The sequence below is a fragment of the Phenylobacterium sp. SCN 70-31 genome, from assembly GCF_001724605.1.
Lineage (GTDB): Bacteria > Pseudomonadota > Alphaproteobacteria > Caulobacterales > Caulobacteraceae > Phenylobacterium.
On sequence record NZ_MEEX01000004.1, the window covers coordinates 188358 to 206203 of the forward strand.

Genomic DNA, 17846 nt, shown 5'->3' on the forward strand with positions numbered 1-17846 from the left:
CAGTATGGCGTCGGGGTGACATGGGCAGGGGATCGTACCGCGGCGGATCGACCAGCCTGGGCTGGAACGCCAACCGCTATGTCGCCCCGTCGCTGACCGGCCGCACCCGGCGCGGCAAGGCCCTGGTCGAGGATCTGACCGCGCGCACCGCCCAGAGTCGCGCCGAACTGGCCGAACAGGACGAACGCGCCCGCAAGCGCCACGGCCTGGCGCCATCGAAGGGCAAGCCGGTCGCGACCACCGCCACGGCGGCCAGCGCGGGCAAGTCCGGTGTGGCTCAGGAGGTTCGCAGGCGCCTGAAAGCCGGTGGGCGGCAGGCGTTCACCGTCACGGTGGTGAAGCGGAAGCGGCCGAAGCGATGACGGCGCCGGCGCGGCGCAGGACCGCGTCGAGCGGCTCGGTCCCGTCCCAGAGCGCGCCGCCCCAGCCGGCGGCGCGGGCGGCCTCGACGTTGGCGGCCCTGTCGTCCAGCAGCATCAGGTCCGGCGGCGCGTAACCCGTGCGCGCCTCGACCGCCGCGAAGAACCTGGGGTCGGGTTTGCCGAAGCCGAGGTCGGCGGCGTAGTGCATGGCGTCGAACCGATCGCGGAAGCCCAGGACGTCCCACAGGTAGGCGGCCCGCCGGTGCTCCTGGACGGTGGCCAGATGGAGCCGGAGGCCGCCCGCGCGCAGGGCGGCGAGATCGGCCAGCAGGCCATCGTCGAGCCGGGCGTCCTTCGCGAACCAGTAATCGGCCAGGGCCTGGCTGGTCAGGTGCGGCGCATGTTCGGCCAGGACCGGGGCCAGCCGGTCGTGCAGGTCGGCGCGTCCCATCACCACGTCGTCCCAATGCGGTCCGAAGAAGTGCGCTTGCAGCGTGGCGATCGGGAGGCCGAGATCGGTCTCCATGTCGACCGCCCAGCCGCCGGGGCGCGTCGTGACGATTACGCCGTCGACATCGACCATGAGGGCCTTCAGCGCCATGCTGAACTCGTGATCGTCGCAGGGCGCCGTGCACGGGAGTGTCGGCGCGAAAGTTGATACCGCTTTCCCGTCGCTGCCTCTTGTCCGCCCCCACGGACGCTTCGCGTTGGAACGCGGTGCTCAAGGTCCGCCAACTGGCCGGGGAACCCGGGTCCGATGACCCGCAGGGCCTCGATCACATCAGTCCCTTCAGCCGGTACAGCGCGTCCATCGCCTCGCGGGGGCTCATGCCATCGACGTCGAGGACGGCCAGCGCCTCTTCCACCTTGCTGGGGCCGAACGTCGCCTCGGGCTCGGCCACGGCGGCGAACAGCGGCAGGTCGTCGAGGTTGGCCGGGCCCGCGGCCTCCTTCTCCAGGCGCTCGAGCACCTGGCGGGCGCGGGCGACCACCGGCGCCGGCACGCCGGCCAGCTTGGCCACCTGCACGCCGTACGACCTGTCGGCCGGACCGGGCCCCGCCTCGTGCAGGAAGATCAGGTCGCCGTTCCACTCCTTGGCCTTCAGGCTGAGGTTGGAGACATAGGCCAGCCGGCCCTCCAGCACCGCCAGCTCATGGTAGTGGGTGGCGAAGAGCGCCCGGCTGCGGTTGGTCTCGTGCAGGGCCTCGGCGCAGGCCCAGGCGATGGCGAGGCCGTCGTAGGTGGCCGTGCCGCGGCCGATCTCGTCGAGGATCACCAGGCTGCGCGGCGTGGCCTGCGAGAGGATCGCGGCGGTCTCCACCATCTCCATCATGAAGGTGGAACGGCCACGCGCCAGGTCGTCGCCCGCGCCCACGCGGCTGAAGAGGCGGTCGACCACCCCCAGCCGCAGGCGCTTCGCCGGCACGAAGCATCCGGCCTGGGCCAGCACGGCCAGCAGCGCGTTCTGGCGCAGGAAGGTCGATTTGCCCGCCATGTTCGGGCCTGTGACGATGGAGAGGCGCGCGCCGCCGACGCCCGCCCCGTCCAGCCGGCAGTCGTTGGGGGTGAAGGCGTCGCCCGCGCGGCGGACGGCGGCCTCGACCACCGGATGGCGCGCGGCCTCGGCCTCGAAGGCGGTTGACCTGTCGAGCGTCGGCCGCGTCGCGCCGACGTCGTCGGCCCATTCGGCCAGGGCGGAGCCCACGTCCAGCGTCGCGGCGGCCAGGGCGGCGGCCTGGATCTGGGCGGCGACGCCCGTCGCAGCGTCGCGCCAGGCCTCGAAGGTGTCGAGTTCGATGGCCAGCGCCCGGCTCGCGGCCTGGGCGATCTTGGCGTCCAGCTCGGCCAGCTCGACGGTGGTGAAGCGCACCTGGTTGGCCAGCGTCTGGCGGTGGATGAAGGTGGCGTTGAGCGGCGGCGTCATCAGCGGCTCGGCGGCCTTGGCCGTGCATTCCACGAAATAGCCCAGCACCGCGTTGTGCCGGATCTTGAGCGCCACGCCGCTGTCGGCCGCCAGGCGGGATTCCAGCGCCGCGATCACCCGCCGGCTGTCGTCCCGCAGCGCCCGGGCCTGGTCCAGCTCGAGCCGCACGCCCTCGGCCACGAAGCCGCCGTCGCGGGTCAGGGCGGGCAGGTCGGCGCCGAGGCCTGTGGCCAGGTGCTCGCGGAACGTGCTCAGGCCTTCGTCGCGATCGACGTCGAGCGCCTCCAGGGCGTCCAGGATCTCGGCGGGCGGACGGACCAGCGGATCGGCGGTTTCCTGGAACAGCCGGCGCACCGTGGCGCCGGCGGCGAGCCCGTCGCGCAGCGCGCCCAGGTCGCGCGGACCGCCGCGTCCCAGGGCCAGGCGGGACAGGGCGCGGGCCATGTCGGGCAGGCCCTTCAGCGTCTCCCGCAGCCGCTCGCGCTGCGCCCGATGGCCCACGAACCAGGCCACGGAGTCCAGCCTGGCGTCGATAGCGGTCGGGTTCAGCAGCGGTCGGGCCAGACGGCTGGCCAGCAGGCGCGCGCCGGGCGCCGTCACCGTGCGGTCGATGGCCGCGAGCAGCGAGCCGTCGCGCGCCCCGGCGGTGGTCTTCTCGATCTCCAGGCCGGCGCGGGTGGCCGGGTCGATGACCATGACGTCCGACTCGCCCGCGCGGCGGGGCGCGGACAGCGCCGGAAGCTTGCCGGCCTGGGTGGTCTCCAGATGGGCGGCGATCAGGCCCAGGGCCGAGACTTCGGCCCCCGAGAGCGTTCCGAACCCGTCCAGGGTCTCGACGCCATACAACCGCTTCAGCCGCGCCTCGGAAGCGCCGGGCTCGGCCAGCGCGCTGGGCATCGGCTGGACGAAGCCGCCGGCCTGCTTCAGCGCGGCCGAGACCTGCTCGTCGGCGAACAGACGGTCGGGGACCAGCACTTCGGACGGGCCCAGCGCCGCGAGCGCCGAGGCCAGCCCCGCCACGGTCACGGCCAGGCACTCCACCTCACCGGTGGACAGCTCGACGCTGGCCACCGCAGCGCCCCCGGCGCGCACGCTCACCGCCGCCAGGCGATTGGCGCCGCGCGCATCCAGGAGGCCGTCCTCCGTCAGCGTGCCCGGCGTGACGACGCGCGTCACCTCGCGCCGGACCACCGCCTTGGAGCCGCCGCGCCGCTTGGCCTCGGCGGGGTCCTCCAGCTGATCGCAGACCGCCACCTTGAAGCCCGCCCGGATCAGCTTGGCGAGATAGGCTTCCATGGCGTGGGCGGGCACCCCGGCCATGGGGATGGGCGCGCCGGCGTGGTTCCCCCGCGCCGTGAGCGTGATGCCCAGGGCCGCGGCGGCCTTCTCGGCGTCCTCGAAGAACAGCTCGTAGAAGTCGCCCATGCGGAAGAAGACCAGCGCGTCCGGCTGGCGCGCCTTGGCCTCGAAATACTGGGCCATGACCGGCGTCGCGCCGGCGGCGTCGGGAAGGGGGGTCGCCTGGACGTTCATAGGAACCACGGAGGCTAAAGGATGCGGCGGTGCCCCGCACCCCCTTGAAAGCCGGCCGGCGAGCGCCAAGCTGTGGATGAATGGCGCAGGGACGTGACGATACCGGCTTCGTCGTCTTTCCCGCCGGCCCGGCCGACGCCGAGGCCCTGGCGGCCGTGCACGTGGCGTCGTGGCGCCAGACGTACCGCGGGCTCCTTCCCGATGCGTACCTGGCCCGGATGTCCGAGCCGGTGTTCGCGCGCCGGTTCGGCCACCGACTGTTGCGGCCAGGCCCCGACGAGGTCGTTCTGGCCGCGGCCGACCGGAGCGGCCTCGTGGGCTACGCCGAGGGTGGTCCGTCGCGGCGTGGCGCGCCTGGGGAAGCCGAGATCGCCACGCTCTACCTGCTGGGCGCCGCCCAGGGCCGCGGCTTGGGGCGGCGCCTCATGATCGAGACGGCGCGGGTCCTGCAGGTCCGCGGCGCGCGGTCGCTGGTCGTCTCGGTGCTGCGCGACAATGTGCGCGCGCGCCGGTTCTACGAGCACCTGGGCGGCTTGGGCGAAGCGCGCCGTCACGAGCCCGGTCCCGGCGGCCGCAACTGGGAGATCGCCTACGTCTGGCGCGATATCCACGAGCTCACAACCCCCCCTTGAGGGCGCCCGGGCTACGTGGCTTCGGAGGTCAGCGAGACGAAGACGTCCTCCAGGTCCGGGTCCTCGGTCGAGATGTCCTTGATGTGCAGGCCCGCGGCGCGGATGGCGGCCAGCACCTGCTCGACGCTGGACTGCCCGGTGCGGTAGCCGACCGAGAAGCCGCCGGCCTTGATGAGCTTCGTCTCGAAACCCGGCAGTGTCGGGGCGGCGGTCACGGGCTCTTCGGGCGTCACCAGAACGTGGCGGGTGTCCATGCGGCGCAGCAGGGTCGTGGTGGGTTCGCAGGCGACGACCTGACCCCGGCTGACGATGGCGATCTCGTCGCAGAGTTCCTGCGCTTCCTCCAGGTAGTGGGTGGTGAGCACGATGGTCACGCCGCGGCGGTTCAGTTCCAGCACATAGGCCCAGAGCTGGCGGCGCAGCTCCACGTCAACGCCCGCCGTCGGTTCGTCGAGGATCAGGACGGGGGGGTTGTGAACCATCGCCTTGGCCACCATCAGCCGCCGCTTCATACCCCCCGAAAGCTGGCGTACGTAGGCGTTCGCCTTGTCGGCCAGACCCAGGGCGGACAGCAACTCGTCGGTGCGACGCTCCGACGCGGGCACGGCGTACATCCCCGCGGCCACGTCCAGCGATTCGCGGGGCGTGAAGAAGGGGTCGGCGGCGATCTCCTGCGGCACCACGCCGATGGCGGCGCGGGCGTCGCGCGGGCGTTCGTCGATGTCACGCCCCCAGATCTTCACCGTGCCCGACGTCTTGCGGCAGAGGCCGGCCAGGATGTTGATGAAGGTGGATTTCCCGGCCCCGTTCGGCCCCAGCAGGCCGAAGATCGAGCCTCGCGGGACCGCCAGGTCGATGCCCTTCAGCGCCTTCATTTCGGGCGTGGTCTTGGTGGCCGCGTAGGTCTTGGTCAGCCCCCGGGCCTCGATGGCGAATTCGGGAAGGTCCATGCGGAGGGGTCCTGGCCAGTCGTTGACGCGCGGCCTGTCGTTGACGCGCGGAGCGTGGGTCGCATACGTAGGGCCGCGCCGCCTCGCAGCCAAGCTGGGCGGCTGAAGGTGTTCGAGATCATGGCCCGCAAAGTCGCCGCGAAGTCTTCCGAGGCAGAGCCCCAGATCCCCGCGTCCGCGGACGCGTACGTGGCGGAAGTGGTCCATGTCCGTACGCGGCGGATCGCCTGCGACGGCGTCGGCGGCGCCCTGGGCCACCCACGGGTGTGGCTGGAGATGGGCGAGGCGGATTTCGTGGAATGCCCGTATTGCGACCGCCGCTTCGTCCTGGCCCACGGCCACGAGCGGCCCGAGGACGAGCGCCTGGCGCCGGGCGTCTACGAGGGCGCCGGCGGGCACTGAGGCTCTCCCGCGCCTCGTCGGCGATTAAACCCTGAGCGGCATCAGGATGTACTGGACGTCCGCATCGGCGGGGTCGAGGACAAGCGCGGGATCGTTGGGGCCGCCGAAGCGGAGCTCCATCGTCCCGCCGGAGATCTGGTCGGTGATGTCCAGGAGGTAGCGGGCGTTGAACGACAGTTCGAAGGCCTCGCCATCGTAGTCGATCTCCAACTCTTCCACCGCCTGGCCGGCTTCCATGTTGCGGACCGTGAGGACGACGCGGCCGGATTCGATGGCCATGCGCACCGAGCGGCTCTTCTCGGCCGAGATCGTCGCCACCCGGTCGACCGCCTGGGCGAACAGCTTGGCGTCCGCCAGTACGGTGCGATGGTTGTCCTTGGGGATCACGCGCGCATAGTCGGGGAAGTTGCCGTCGATGACCTTGGACGTCAGGGCCGCGCCGCCCAGTTCCAGCCGCACCTTCTGGGGGCTGACCTGGAGGTCCACGTTCTCGCCCGCGTCGTCCAGGAGGCGACGGATTTCGCCGATGGTCTTGCGCGGCACGATCACGCCCGGCGCGCCCGCCGCGCCTTCGGGCGCGGGCATGTCGGCCAGGGCCAGGCGCGAGCCGTCTGTGGCCACGGCGCGCAGCCGCGGACTGCCGTCCACGATCAGGGTGTGGATGTAGAGGCCGTTCAGATAATACCGCGTCTCCTCGGCCGAGATCGCGAAACGGGTCTTGTCGATCAGGCGGATGAGGTCGTTCACGTCCACCGACATCCGGCCCGCGAAGCCCTCGGCCGACATCACCGGGAAGTCGCCGGCCGGCAGCACCGGCAGGTTGAAGCGGCTGCGCCCCGCGGCGACGGTGAGGCGTGGATCCTCGCCTGTGAAGCTGAGCGAGACGTCGGCGCCCTCGGGCAGCTTGCGGACGATCTCGTAGAGCGTGTGGGCGGGCGCCGTGATCTGACCGGCCTGATCCACCTGCGCCAGCGCCTCGTCGACGATCTCCATGTCCAGATCGGTGGCCGAAAAGGTCAGCCTGTCCCCCGTCGCCGACAACAGCACGTTGGAGAGGATCGGGATCGTGTTGCGGCGCTCCACGGCGCTCTGCACGTGGCCCAGCGCCTTCAGGAGGGCGGCGCGTTCGATCGTCAGCTTCATTCCAGGTCCCGACTCGCCTGACGCCCTCGGGGGCGAATCACCGGAAACGGTGCTCGCCCCGAGTGGCGGGGACTGCGGACATTAGCGATTTCGCAAGGCTGTGAAAGGGGACGGGCCCCTTGTCCCACAGCAAAACGAGGCCGTTGAGCGCCGCTCAGGCCCGCGTATCGACCGATCCGCCCGGATCGCCTTCGCCGCCGGCGCCATAAGGATTGCCCCCCGACGAGGACGAAGGTCCGGCCTGGGCGCCGCCCCCCTTGGCGGCAACGACGACCATCGCCGGGCGCACGAGGCGCCCCAGCAGTTCGTAGCCCGCCTGCAGCGTCTGGATGACGCCGCCCGGCTCGACGCCGTCGGCGGCGGGTTGCTCCATCATGGCCTGGTGCTTGTGGGGGTCGAATTTTTCGCCCTTGGGCGGATCGATCTTCTTCAGGCCGTTCTTGTCGAAGGCCGACTGCAATTCCTTGGCCGTCATCTCGACGCCGACGACGAAGTTCCTGACCACATCCTCGCCGCTCTGCGGTGCGGCGGTCAGGGCCCGGTCGAACGTGTCGGCCACGCCCAGCAGGTCGCGGGCGAACTTGGTGATGGCGTAGGCGCGCGCGTCGTTGGCCTCGCGCTCGGCGCGGCGCTTGGTGTTCTCGGCCTCGGCGGCGTAGCGGAGCACCTGCTCCTTCAGCGCCTTGATCTCGGCGGCCATCTGCTCGACGTCCAGGGCGTCGGCCTGGGCGGCGTCGGCTTCGAAATCGGCGGGCGTCAGATCTTCGGACATCTCTTCCTTGCGTTCCTATGTGTTCATCACCTGGCCCAGCACGCGGGCGGTGTAGTCCACCAACGGAATCACGCGCGCATAGTTCAGGCGGGTGGGTCCGATCACGCCGATCGCGCCCACCACCTTCTGGCCGCCCGTCATATAGGGCGCCGCGATCACAGCGGAACCCGAAAGGGAAAAGAGTCGCGTTTCGGCGCCGATGAAGATGCGGACGCCTTCACCGTCGCGGACGCCGTCCAGAAGCTGGATGAGCTGTTCCTTCTGCTCCAGGTCCTCGAACAGCGAACGGACGCGCTCCAGGTCGTCCAGCGCCTCGCGATCCTCCAGCAGGTTGGCGCGTCCCCGTACGATCAGCGCCCGCTCCTCGACGTCGCCGCCGCCCCAGGCGGCCAGGCCGTCCTCCACCAGCCGCGCGGCCGTGGCGTCCAGTTCGCGGCGCGCCCTGTCCAGTTCGACCCGCAGGTCCGCCTTGGCTTCGGTGAGGGTGCGTCCGCGCAGCCGGGCGTTCAGGAAGTTGGACGCCTCCTGGAGGGCCGACGGCGTCACGCCGATGGGCAGCCGGATGAGGCGGTTCTCCACGCTCCCGTCGTCGAAGACCATGATGGCCAGGGTCCGCTCGCCGGAAAGCGGCACGAACTCCACATGCGTCACGCCCGCGTCCCGCATCGGCGTCACCACCACCCCGGCCCCGCCGGCCAGGCCCGAGAGGATCGCCGAGGCCTCGTTCAGCGCTTCGTCGTAGTTGCGGCCGTGCGCCTTCAGGCGCGCCTCGATGTTGCGCCGCTCGTCGTCGCCGACGTCGCCCACCTCCATGAGCCCGTCCACGAACAGGCGCAGGCCCGCGTGGGTCGGCAGCCGGCCGGCGCTGACGTGCGGCGCGCCCAGCAGGCCGAGTTGGGTGAGGTCCTGCATGGTGTTGCGGATCGAGGCGGGCGACAGCGAGACGCCACCCTTCGACAGGGTGCGAGAGCCGACGGGCTCGCCGGTCTCCAGATAGCTTTCGACGATGCGACGGAAGATGTCGCGGGCGCGCGCATCCATGTCGGCCAGACTCGGCCCGCGGGAAAACGGCGAGGGCGTCACGGCGGCTGCTTCATCGGCCCATGGACGGGATCATCGCGATCTAGGATAAGCCCGACCTTCCCCGGCGCAAGGCGCCGACCGCTTCTGACCCTGCCGAAAGCCGAGCCATGCGCCCCTCCGAACGCGCCCCAGACCTGCTGCGCCCGATCACCCTCGAGACCGCCGTAACCCGCTACGCCGAAGGATCGTGCCTGATCACAGCGGGGCATACCAAGGTCCTGGTCACCGCCAGCCTGGAGGAGGGCGTGCCCGGCTTCCTGCGCGGCAAGGGCCAGGGCTGGGTCACGGCCGAGTACGGCATGCTGCCGAGGGCCACGCATACCCGCGGGCGGCGCGAGGCCGCCGCCGGCAAGCAGAGCGGGCGCACGCAGGAGATCCAGCGCCTGATCGGCCGCTCCCTGCGCGCCGTCACCGATCTCAAGGCCCTGGGCGAGCGCCAGATCACCGTGGATTGCGATGTGCTTCAGGCCGATGGCGGCACCCGCACCGCCTCGATCACCGGCGCGTGGGTGGCCCTGCGCCTGGCGACGAAATATCTGCTGGACGAAGGCGTCATCACCGCCGACCCCATCCTTGACCAGGTCGCGGCCGTGAGCTGCGGCATCTATGCCGGCGCGCCGGTGCTGGATCTCGACTACGAGGAAGATTCGAACGCCGAGGCCGACGCCAACTTCGTGCTGACGGGCTCGGGCGACATCGTGGAGGTCCAGGCCACGGGCGAGAAGCGGGGCTTCAGCCAAGGGGAGTTCGACACCCTCTTCGCGCTGGCCCGCAAGGGTATCGGCGAACTCTGCACGCTCCAGAAGGCCGCCACGACCGCCTGACCCGCGGCCACGGTCGTCCCGAGCTGGGCGCTTCCCCAAATGAAAACGGCGCCGCCCGAGAGGGCGACGCCGTTGATCTGTCCAAAGCTCTCCCAGGGGGGAGGAGGGGGGAGAGCGTTCGGATCAGAAGAACACGTTGAAACGCATGGCCTGCGGGGGCAGGCGCTCGAGTTCGCGCGCCAGAGGGGCGAACAGGGCGTCCAGGAACTTTTCGATCATCTTGATCATGGGACACTCCATTGTGCAGTGCAGCATTGATGGAGAGATAGGCGTCCGCCTTGGAAGATTCAAGTATTTCGTCGAAGGATGAAATAATCTGCGCTGCAATGCCGCATGCGCTATCTCGCGCTGCAACGGGGTCGGGCCCTGTGTTCGGATGCATTGGAGGGGGCAAGGCTCGGCTGCGGCCGCGAGCGCGATCGATCCCGCGCCCGCCGCGATTCGACGATCAGCCCCAGCCGAACTCGGAGTAGGGTCGGCCCGCGGCGACGTGCTCCAGCACCGCGCGGATATAGGGGATCGTCGGCTTGGGTGGCTGGTTCATCGCAAACCAGCCCAGGTCGTCGCACTTGTCTGGCTCAAGGTTCGACGGCTCTCCCGACCAGCGCGCCGCGCGGAAGAAGAACCCCAGGCGCTCCTCCTCCGCGCGGCGGTGCAGGGTGTGGACAAGGGTCAGGTCCCGTCGTCGGATGGTCAGGCCCGCCTCCTCCTTCGCCTCGCGGGCCACAGCCTCCGCCAGGGTCTCGTCGCCGTCGACGTGACCGGCCACCAGGCTGTAGCGCCCGTCTTCGTAGCCGGTGTTGAACCGTCGGGACATGAGCAGCCGGTCGCCGTCGATGAGGAGGAGGTACACCTCGGGAACGATCCGGAACCGCGCCACGGGCGTGCTCGATCGCTCAGGCGTCGTCGTCGCCGCCGCGCCGGCTGGCGGAGCGGCGGGCTTCGCGCGCCTTCTGCTCTTCCCAATAGGCCATGCCGTCATCGGGCCTGAACATGGTCCGCGGGGCGCCCTGGGCGGTGCGGATCGCGAAGACGTTCCCCTTCGGATCGTAGAGCAGCGTGTCGCCGTTGCTCCGGGGCAGGGTCAGCGTCCCCCGCGGCGGGCTGTTGACGAAGGCGTGGGCCTTGCGCACGAACGTATCGACATCGGCCGCGCCGAACGCCTCGCCGTTGCGGCTGAAGGCGCGCTCGGCGTTCTCCTGGGCGGAGTAGCGTCGGGTGGACGACCACATGGGCCGGCCGTCGATCTTCGGCGTCGCCGTATCGCGCCGATCCCCCGGCGCTTCGGCCGTCTCGACGCCCGCGTTGTCGCGTCGGGGTTCCTCGAACGTCTGCGACCGTCGCTCGTCCGCCGGCTTCTGAGCCACGGCCGAAGGGCCGTTGTCGCAGGCCGTCAAGGCCAGTCCCGCCGCGGCCAGCAGCACAATCCTGATACCGGACACCTCGCCCCTCCATCCTGAGGTTGTTGGAACAAAAAAAGAACACAAAGGCCGAGGTTTGTCGAGTCCCCCGCGATGACCTAAATCGGGCGCACCAGAAGGTGGGGCGCGTACGTGGCCGAGAAGCGGGTTCTCCTGATCGTGGGCGGCGGCATCGCCGCCTACAAGGCGCTGGAGCTGACGCGCCTGCTGCGCAAGGCCGGTGTAGGGGTGCGTCCGATCCTGACGCAGGCCGGCGCCCGGTTCGTCACGCCGCTCAGTCTGTCGGCGCTGGCCGAGGACAAGGTCTATTCCGAGCTGTTCGACCTGACGGCCGAGGCCGAGATGGGCCACATCGAACTGTCGCGTTCGGCCGACCTGGTGGTGGTGGCGCCGGCCACCGCCGACCTGATGGCCAAGGCGGCGGCGGGGCTGGCGGGCGATCTGGCCTCGACCACGCTTCTGGCCACCGACAAGCCCGTGCTGATGGCGCCCGCGATGAATGTCCGCATGTGGGAGCACCCGGCTACCCGCCGGAACCGGGCGCAGCTCCAGGCCGACGGCGTGCTGTTCGTCGGGCCGGACGAGGGCGCGATGGCCTGCGGCGAGTACGGCCCAGGGCGGATGGCCGAGCCGTCGGCCATTTTCGAGGCGATCATGACGGCGTTGTCCGGCCCGGCCGCCCGGCCGCTGGCGGGTCGCCGGGCGGTGATCACGGCGGGTCCCACCGCCGAACCCATCGATCCCGTACGGCTGCTCACCAACCGCTCCTCGGGCAAGCAGGGCTATGCGATCGCCCAGGCGCTGGCCGTTCTGGGCGCCGAGGTCACGCTGGTCAGCGGGCCCACGGCCCTCTCGGCGCCCGCGGGCGTCCGCCGCGTGCTGGTGGAGACGGCGCGCGAGATGCTGGCGGCGTGCGAGGCCGCCCTGCCCGCCGACATCGCCGTCTGCGTGGCCGCCGTGGCCGACTGGCGTCCCGAGACGGTCGGCGTGGGAAAGATCAAGAAGGCCGGTGGCGACGCCCCGACGATCCGGTTGGTCGAGAACCCCGACATCCTGGCCACCCTCTCCCGTTCGGCGCGGCGACCGAAGCTGGTGGTGGGGTTCGCGGCCGAAACCGACGACGTCGAGGCGCACGCCCGGGCCAAGCTCGCGCGCAAAGGCTGCGACTGGATCGTGGCCAACGACGTCAGTGTCGAGGGTACGATGGGCGGCGACGAGAACGCCGTGGCCATAGTCTCCGGAGCGGGAATCGAGCGATGGGACCGCATGGCCAAGGGCGAGGTCGCCCGCAGGCTCGCCGCCCGCATCGCCGAGGAATTCTGAGTGACTCCCACCGTCCCGATCACCCGCTTGCCCCACGGACGGGACATCCCGCTGCCGGCCTACGAGACCGCCCAGGCCGCCGGCATGGACCTGCGCGCCGCCGTGCCGGAGGATGAACCCCTCATTCTCCATCCGGGGGATCGGTTCGCGGTTCCGACCGGCCTCGCCTTCGCCTTGCCGCCGGGGTTCGAGGGCCAGGTGCGTCCCCGTTCGGGCCTCGCGTTCAAGAACGGGATCACCTGCCTGAATTCGCCGGGGACGGTCGATGCGGACTACCGGGGCGAGGTGAAGGTTATCCTGATCAACCACGGCCCGGAGGCTTTCACCATCCGGCGTGGCGACCGCATCGCCCAGCTGGTGATCGCGCCGGTGGTCCAGGCGCAATGGGCCGAGGTCGACAGCCTGGACGATACGGCCCGCGGCGCCGGCGGCTTCGGCTCGACCGGCCGCAGCTGAAGCGAGGGCTCTGTCTTTTGCGTCAGGCGCCGTAGCGCGCGCGGGCCAGGCGCTCGGCGAGGCCGCCCATCCAGGCGCCGGGCCTCAGGCCGGTGGTCGCCTTCCAGCTCTCGAAACGCATGACGTCCTCGATGCGGCGATCCACGAAAGCCAGGGCCTCCTTGCGGCCGGAAGCGCTGCGGATGGCTCCTGCGGTCGAGAGGATGCCGGCCAGGATGGCCCGCTTGGTGTAGTGGTTCTCGTCTGTCGCGGTGTCGCCCGCCCAGCGCCACAGGACGTCGGCGCTCTCCCACGCAAGCCGTGAGCCCAGGCTCAGGTTCTGCGGGAGGGCCAGAAAACCCATCCAGCGACGCAGCGCCGGCTCGTCCGGGGCGGCGGCGTCCAGCCGCGCCTCGACCGCGCGGCGGATGCGCTCGCGGATCTTCAGGTTCGACGGATGGACATCGGCCAGGGCCGCCAGCGCCCGGGCGTCGTGCCGGCGCGAGAGCAGGGCTGCGAGGTCCGCGGGGCCGTGGGGCAGCAGCAGGCCGGTCTCGCCCTCGGACATGCCCAGGGCCTTGCCGGCCAGCCCGACGGTGCGGCGGGTCCAGCCGTGGACCGGCGCGAGCCGGAGGGCTTCGTCCAGCAGCCTCTGCTCGGCGGCTTCGGCCCAGGCCTGTGCGGGGGTTGTCATGGGACCATCTTAGCCTTCCTCGTCTGCGGATGGGGAGAGCCCCTCGGCGTTCGGCGGAAATCCGGCCCCGCCGATGAGGGCCAGGACCTCGTCCGTGGGACGGACGTCGCCGAACGAGCGGTAGATGGTGTGGAGGGCGGCGTTGTGCTCGGCGTCGGTGCGCGCGGCGCAGGCGTCGGCGACCACGATCACGCGGTAACCGAGGGTGCGGGCGTCGCGCACCGTGCTTTCCACGCAGACGTTGGTGACGGTCCCCGTCACGATCAGCGTGTCGATCTCCCGCGCGGCCAGGCGCAGGTGCAGGTCGCAGCGGCCGGGAAAGAAGGCGCTGGCGGCCCGCTTCTCGGTGAAGAGGTCTTCGCGGGCCGATGCGAGCCCGGGGCACAGCCGGTCCGGCAGCGGCCCTTCGCCGCCGGAGCGGCGATAGGCGGCGGCGCCCTGCGCGCCATTGAAGGCGACCGACAGGTCTTCGAAGGGCTCGGGCGCAGGCAGAACCCACGCCACCGCGCCGCCGGCCGCGCGTAGGGCCGCAGCCAGGGCGTTGATCGGGGCGATCGCGGCCCGGCAGAACGGGTTCTGGTCGGCGAAGAAGGGGACCATATCGACCACCACGAGGGCGGTGGCGCGGGGGCTCACCGTCTCGAAGGCGAAGCGGCGGCCGCGGCGGGCCTCGTGACGGGCGTACTCGCGTTGCGAGAGGGTCCAGGCGTGGCCCATGGGCGCCTCAGAGCTTCTGGGTGGCGAGAAGGATCGAGGTCTCGGTGGCGGCGATGCCCTCGATCCGGCTGTTGCTGTCGAGCGCATCGCTGAAGGCGGACAGCGTCTGGACCGCCAGCTCGGCCACCAGGTCCCAACGGCCGTTGGTAGTGTGGACGGCGGCGACCTCGGGCAGGCCCCGGAGGGCGCGCACCACCGCGCCCGAACGCTCGTCCTCGACGGCGATAGTCATGATGGCGCGCACGCCGTCGGCGGTGTCTGGACGCGTCTTGATGGTGAAGCCCTGGATCGCGCCGTCGCGGGCGAGGCGGTCGATGCGGTTCTGGACCGTGCCGCGCGAGACGTTCAGCGCCTTGGCCAGGGTGGCCGCCGGCTTGCGGGAGTCGGCCCGCAGCAGGCCGATCAGTTCGCGGTCCAGGGCGTCGATCATTCGCCACTCCGATCTGACGATACGCCAATTCGATGCGCACGACGTATCAGGTCGAACGCTATTCGCTAGCAGACATTGGAGGGAGGATCGGGGATCCAGCGCCGCGCAGGAGCTCGCATGGACCACCCCACCTTCCTGATGACCGATCCGGCCGGCTTCGACGTCAGTTACCGCATCAATCCATGGATCAAGACCGGACGCCTGGGGTGACGCCGATGCGCAGGCGGCGCGGGCCGGCTCGGACGCACTGTGGCGGGCGCTGGAGGGCCTGGGCGCGAAGGTCGAGACCATCGGCGCGGTGAAGGGCCTGCCGGACCTCGTCTTCCCGGCCAATGCCGGCGTGGTGCTGGACGGAACGGTGACGCCCGCACGCTTCCGTCACCCCGAGCGCCAGGGCGAGGAGCCGGTGTTCCAGCGGCTGAAGGCGGCAACCCGCTGGCCTGCGCGGTGGCGCGCGCGGCGCTGCAGGCCCACGGCCTGCTGGCCAAGGAGACCCACGACCACACCATCCGCATCGCCCCGCCGCTGATCCTGACCGACGGGCAGGCCGACTGGATCGTGGAACAGTTCGCCGCGACGCTGCCCCGACGCGACCCGGGCCGGCGTCTCTGGCTACGCCTGGACGCCGGTGCGGGCGTCCCGGAACAGATCGGCGAGCAGCCGGCCTTCGGCCCGGCGGTTCGAGCCCGCGCGCCAGGCCACTACGATCTCCCGGGCCGGGTGATCGGCCTCGATGGGACGCACCGCCACATGCGCAGCCTCGGCGAGCCCCGCGCTCACCGCCATCTGCGGCAGGAAGGTGACCCCCAGGCCCGAGCCCACCATCTGGACCAGGGTCGGCAGCGAGGTGGCGGCGAATGGCTCCTCCCTCGTCCCCGCGCGCGATGGCGTCAGTCTGCAGGCTGAGAGCGCATGTTCGCGCAGGCAGTGGCCGTCCTCGAGCAGGATCAGGTCCTCTCGCTCGAGATCCTGGGACGACACCGACGCCTGCCGCGCCAGGGGATGGTCGGCGGGCGTCGCGGCGAGCAGTTCGTCGTCGGCCACATGGGCCCATTCCAGGCCGGCCATGTCGAACGGCAGTGCGATGAGGGCGGCGTCCAGTCGGCCGGCCTTGAGCTGGGCGATCAGGCGTTGGGTCAGATCCTCGCGCAGGAAGAGGCGCAGCTTGGGGTAGCGCTCGCGCAGCAACGGCAGGGCGCCGGGCAGGAGGAACGGGGCGATGGTCGGGATCACGCCCAGGCGGAAGCGGCCGGTCAGCGGCTGGCCGGCGTTCTTGGCCGCCTCGACCAGTTCCTCGGCCTCGTTGAGGATCACCGTCGCACGACGCAGCGCCTCCTCGCCCACCGGCGTCAGGATGACGCCGGTCCGGGCGCGGTCCACCACAGGCGCTCCGAGGGTTCGCTCCAGTTCCTGGATGCCGGCGGAGAGCGTCGGCTGCGTGACGTGCGCCGCGTCGGCCGCGCGCCCGAAGGCGCCGTGCTCGGCGAGCAGCTTCAGGTACTGGAGTTGGCGGATGGTCGGGAGCATTCGCGCATCATAGGGTTACTCTATTCCAATCGCAAAAACTATCGATTGGAATTGTATCGAAGCTGCGCCTACCTACCTGTCCTGGCGGTCGTCGAGGTTTCGGCGACCTCTTCCGCCGAAGGTCGCGCCAGCACACCACGCGACCTCCGACGTGACCCGGGCGGCGCCGTCCTTCTCCCCCTGAGCGTCGTCCGGGTCCTTGTCGCGTCCCCTACCTCAGCGCTGCGGCGAGGCGCGCCACGCCGGCGTCCATCGCGGAGGCCGGGAAGCCGGTGAACCCCAGGAGCAGGCCTTGCCGCGCCGGCGCCGCATGGTGCAGGGGACTGATGGCCCGTACGGTCACTCCGCCCGCCAGGGCTCGGGCTTCGGCCTCGCCATCCGCCAGGCCGTTCCTCGTATAGGCGATGAGGTGCATGCCCTGGTCGGGCGTATCGACGTCCAGCTTGTCCCCGAGCTGTGCGTCCAGCGCCTGGGCCAGGGCGTCGCGCTGGGCCTTGTAGGCCAGCCGCCGGCGGCGGATGTGGCCGGCGAACTGCCCGCTCTCCATGAAGTCGCGCACGATGGCCTGAGTCAGTGTCGGGGGCTGCCGGTCGGCCAGGCGCCTCAGGGCGGACAGGGGCGCGGCCAACGCGTGGGGCGCGACGAGGTAGCCCAGCCTGAGGCCCGGGAAGAGCGACTTGTTGAAGGTGCCCACGTAGATGACGCGTTCGCCGCCATCCAGGCCCTGAAGCGAGGCGAGCGGCGCGCCCGCGTACCGGAACTCCGAGGCGTAGTCGTCTTCCACGATCCAGGCCCCGGCCTCGCGCGCCCAGGCGATCAGTTCCAGCCGACGCGCCATCGACATGGCCACGCCCAGCGGAAACTGGTGCGAGGGCGTGACGAAGGCGGCCTTGGCGTCGTCCGCCTGTGCGACGCCTTCGGACACGACGAGACCCGAACGGTCTACGGGGACGGGCACGCCCCGCGCCCCGGCCGCCTGGAGAGCCTGCCAGGTGTTCGGATAGCCGGGGTCCTCCAGCCACACCCGATCGCCGGGATTCAGCAGCGCGCGCGCGGCCAGGTCCACGGCGTGCTGTGCGCCGCTGGTGACGATCACCTGTTCCGGTGTGCAGACCACCCCGCGCGCGGCCCGCAGGTAGTCGGCGATCGCCGTCCGGAGACCCAGGTCGCCCGCCGGATCGGAGTAGCCGAAGTGTTCTGCGTCCAGCCGCCGCAGAGCGCGGCGCGTGGAGCCCGACCAGGCGTCCTGAGCCCGCGCATCCATCAGCGTGCGGCCGTTCGAGAACGTCCGCGCCGCCAGCGGCGCCTCGGGCAGGCTCAGGCGTCCCAGAACCTCTGATGGCGCCGGCGCCGCAGCCGGCGCCATCAGGCGGTCGGACTCCACCCTGGACGCAGCGACCTCGGCCACCCCCGACAGGTCGGCCGAGACATAGGTTCCCGAACCGGCGCGACCCTCGGCATAGCCTTCGGCCAGGAGTTGCTCGTAGGCGGCCACCACCGACGCCCGCGCCACGCCCAGACGGGCCGCCAGGTCGCGGCTGGAGGGCAGCCGTCCGCCCGGCTTCAACGCGCCGGCGTGGATGGCTGCGCGCACCTGATCGTAGACCTGCCTGACGACGGGCCGGCCGGGCGTGGGCGCGGTCCAGGGATAGACGTCGGCCCAGCTCATGGAT

The 17846-nt window shown here is 71.1% G+C and carries 19 protein-coding genes; 6 read left to right on the top strand and 13 right to left on the bottom strand.

Translation table 11 applies throughout. The annotated features are described in order from the left end of the window. The first annotated feature begins 20 nt into the window (after positions 1-20). Positions 21-362 (top strand): hypothetical protein, encoded by a 342-nt coding sequence (locus ABS78_RS03190; protein WP_293374807.1) that lies wholly within the window; start codon positions 21-23, stop codon positions 360-362. Here ABS78_RS03190 and ABS78_RS03195 read toward each other — a convergent pair. Both ABS78_RS03195 and mutS read right to left on the bottom strand, forming a co-directional pair. Further along, positions 328-963 (bottom strand): HAD-IA family hydrolase, encoded by a 636-nt coding sequence (locus tag ABS78_RS03195; RefSeq protein WP_293374809.1) that lies wholly within the window; start codon positions 961-963, stop codon positions 328-330. The genes ABS78_RS03190 and ABS78_RS03195 overlap by 35 nt on opposite strands. A 175-nt stretch (positions 964-1138) precedes the next feature. Beyond that, entirely contained in the window at positions 1139-3820 is a 2682-nt protein-coding gene (mutS, locus tag ABS78_RS03200) for a DNA mismatch repair protein MutS (RefSeq protein ID WP_293374811.1), read from the bottom strand. Between the two features lie 80 nt (positions 3821-3900). Between mutS and ABS78_RS03205 the strand changes: the two genes are divergently transcribed. Then, positions 3901-4452 (top strand): GNAT family N-acetyltransferase, encoded by a 552-nt coding sequence (locus tag ABS78_RS03205; protein WP_293374813.1) that lies wholly within the window; start codon positions 3901-3903, stop codon positions 4450-4452. A gap of 11 nt (positions 4453-4463) precedes the next feature. Here ABS78_RS03205 and ABS78_RS03210 read toward each other — a convergent pair whose 3' ends face one another. Continuing rightward, positions 4464-5402, bottom strand: a complete 939-nt coding sequence (locus tag ABS78_RS03210) for an ABC transporter ATP-binding protein (protein ID WP_293374815.1) — start codon at positions 5400-5402, stop codon at positions 4464-4466. 120 nt (positions 5403-5522) lie between these two features. On the opposite strand from ABS78_RS03210, the gene ABS78_RS03215 reads away from it, so the two are divergent. Continuing rightward, complete coding sequence (locus tag ABS78_RS03215; RefSeq protein WP_293374817.1) at positions 5523-5804, top strand: zinc-finger domain-containing protein; 282 nt, start codon at positions 5523-5525, stop codon at positions 5802-5804. Between the two features lie 24 nt (positions 5805-5828). On the opposite strand, the gene dnaN is transcribed toward ABS78_RS03215, so the two are convergent. The 3 genes from dnaN to hrcA form a co-directional block, all read right to left on the bottom strand. Continuing rightward, positions 5829-6947: a DNA polymerase III subunit beta gene (gene dnaN, locus ABS78_RS03220; protein ID WP_293374819.1), complete on the bottom strand. Its 1119-nt coding sequence runs from the start codon at positions 6945-6947 to the stop codon at positions 5829-5831. Between the two features lie 154 nt (positions 6948-7101). Continuing rightward, a complete protein-coding gene (gene grpE, locus ABS78_RS03225) occupies positions 7102-7719 on the bottom strand; it encodes a nucleotide exchange factor GrpE (protein WP_293374820.1) in 618 nt (205 codons plus the stop codon). 15 nt (positions 7720-7734) lie between these two features. Continuing rightward, entirely contained in the window at positions 7735-8760 is a 1026-nt protein-coding gene (hrcA, locus tag ABS78_RS03230) for a heat-inducible transcriptional repressor HrcA (RefSeq protein ID WP_293374822.1), read from the bottom strand. Positions 8761-8909: 149 nt separating this feature from the next. Here hrcA and rph point away from each other — a divergent pair, with 149 nt between their 5' ends. Continuing rightward, complete coding sequence (gene rph, locus ABS78_RS03235; RefSeq protein ID WP_293374824.1) at positions 8910-9626, top strand: ribonuclease PH; 717 nt, start codon at positions 8910-8912, stop codon at positions 9624-9626. A gap of 448 nt (positions 9627-10074) precedes the next feature. On the opposite strand, the gene ABS78_RS03240 is transcribed toward rph, so the two are convergent. Together ABS78_RS03240 and ABS78_RS03245 are read right to left on the bottom strand one after the other, a co-directional pair. Further along, complete coding sequence (locus tag ABS78_RS03240; protein WP_293374826.1) at positions 10075-10506, bottom strand: NUDIX domain-containing protein; 432 nt, start codon at positions 10504-10506, stop codon at positions 10075-10077. Positions 10507-10522: 16 nt separating this feature from the next. After that, positions 10523-11068 (bottom strand): hypothetical protein, encoded by a 546-nt coding sequence (locus ABS78_RS03245; RefSeq protein WP_293374827.1) that lies wholly within the window; start codon positions 11066-11068, stop codon positions 10523-10525. A gap of 111 nt (positions 11069-11179) precedes the next feature. On the opposite strand from ABS78_RS03245, the gene coaBC reads away from it, so the two are divergent. Together coaBC and dut are read left to right on the top strand one after the other, a co-directional pair. Then, positions 11180-12370 carry a bifunctional phosphopantothenoylcysteine decarboxylase/phosphopantothenate--cysteine ligase CoaBC gene (gene coaBC, locus ABS78_RS03250; RefSeq protein ID WP_293374829.1) on the top strand — a complete coding sequence of 397 codons (1191 nt, stop codon included), beginning with the start codon at positions 11180-11182 and terminating at the stop codon, positions 12368-12370. After that, positions 12371-12826, top strand: a complete 456-nt coding sequence (dut, locus tag ABS78_RS03255; protein ID WP_293374831.1) for a dUTP diphosphatase — start codon at positions 12371-12373, stop codon at positions 12824-12826. Positions 12827-12848: 22 nt separating this feature from the next. Here dut and ABS78_RS03260 read toward each other — a convergent pair whose 3' ends face one another. The 5 genes from ABS78_RS03260 to ABS78_RS03280 form a co-directional block, all read right to left on the bottom strand. Beyond that, positions 12849-13499, bottom strand: a complete 651-nt coding sequence (locus ABS78_RS03260) for a COQ9 family protein (RefSeq protein ID WP_293374833.1) — start codon at positions 13497-13499, stop codon at positions 12849-12851. A 9-nt stretch (positions 13500-13508) separates the two neighbouring features. After that, positions 13509-14216, bottom strand: a complete 708-nt coding sequence (locus ABS78_RS03265; RefSeq protein ID WP_293374835.1) for an isochorismatase family cysteine hydrolase — start codon at positions 14214-14216, stop codon at positions 13509-13511. Positions 14217-14223: 7 nt separating this feature from the next. Then, a complete protein-coding gene (locus ABS78_RS03270; protein WP_293374837.1) occupies positions 14224-14646 on the bottom strand; it encodes an Lrp/AsnC family transcriptional regulator in 423 nt (140 codons plus the stop codon). Positions 14647-15258: 612 nt separating this feature from the next. After that, complete coding sequence (locus ABS78_RS03275) at positions 15259-16173, bottom strand: hydrogen peroxide-inducible genes activator (protein WP_293374839.1); 915 nt, start codon at positions 16171-16173, stop codon at positions 15259-15261. A 211-nt stretch (positions 16174-16384) separates the two neighbouring features. Continuing rightward, entirely contained in the window at positions 16385-17842 is a 1458-nt protein-coding gene (locus ABS78_RS03280; protein WP_293374841.1) for a PLP-dependent aminotransferase family protein, read from the bottom strand. Between the last annotated feature and the right edge of the window lie 4 nt (positions 17843-17846).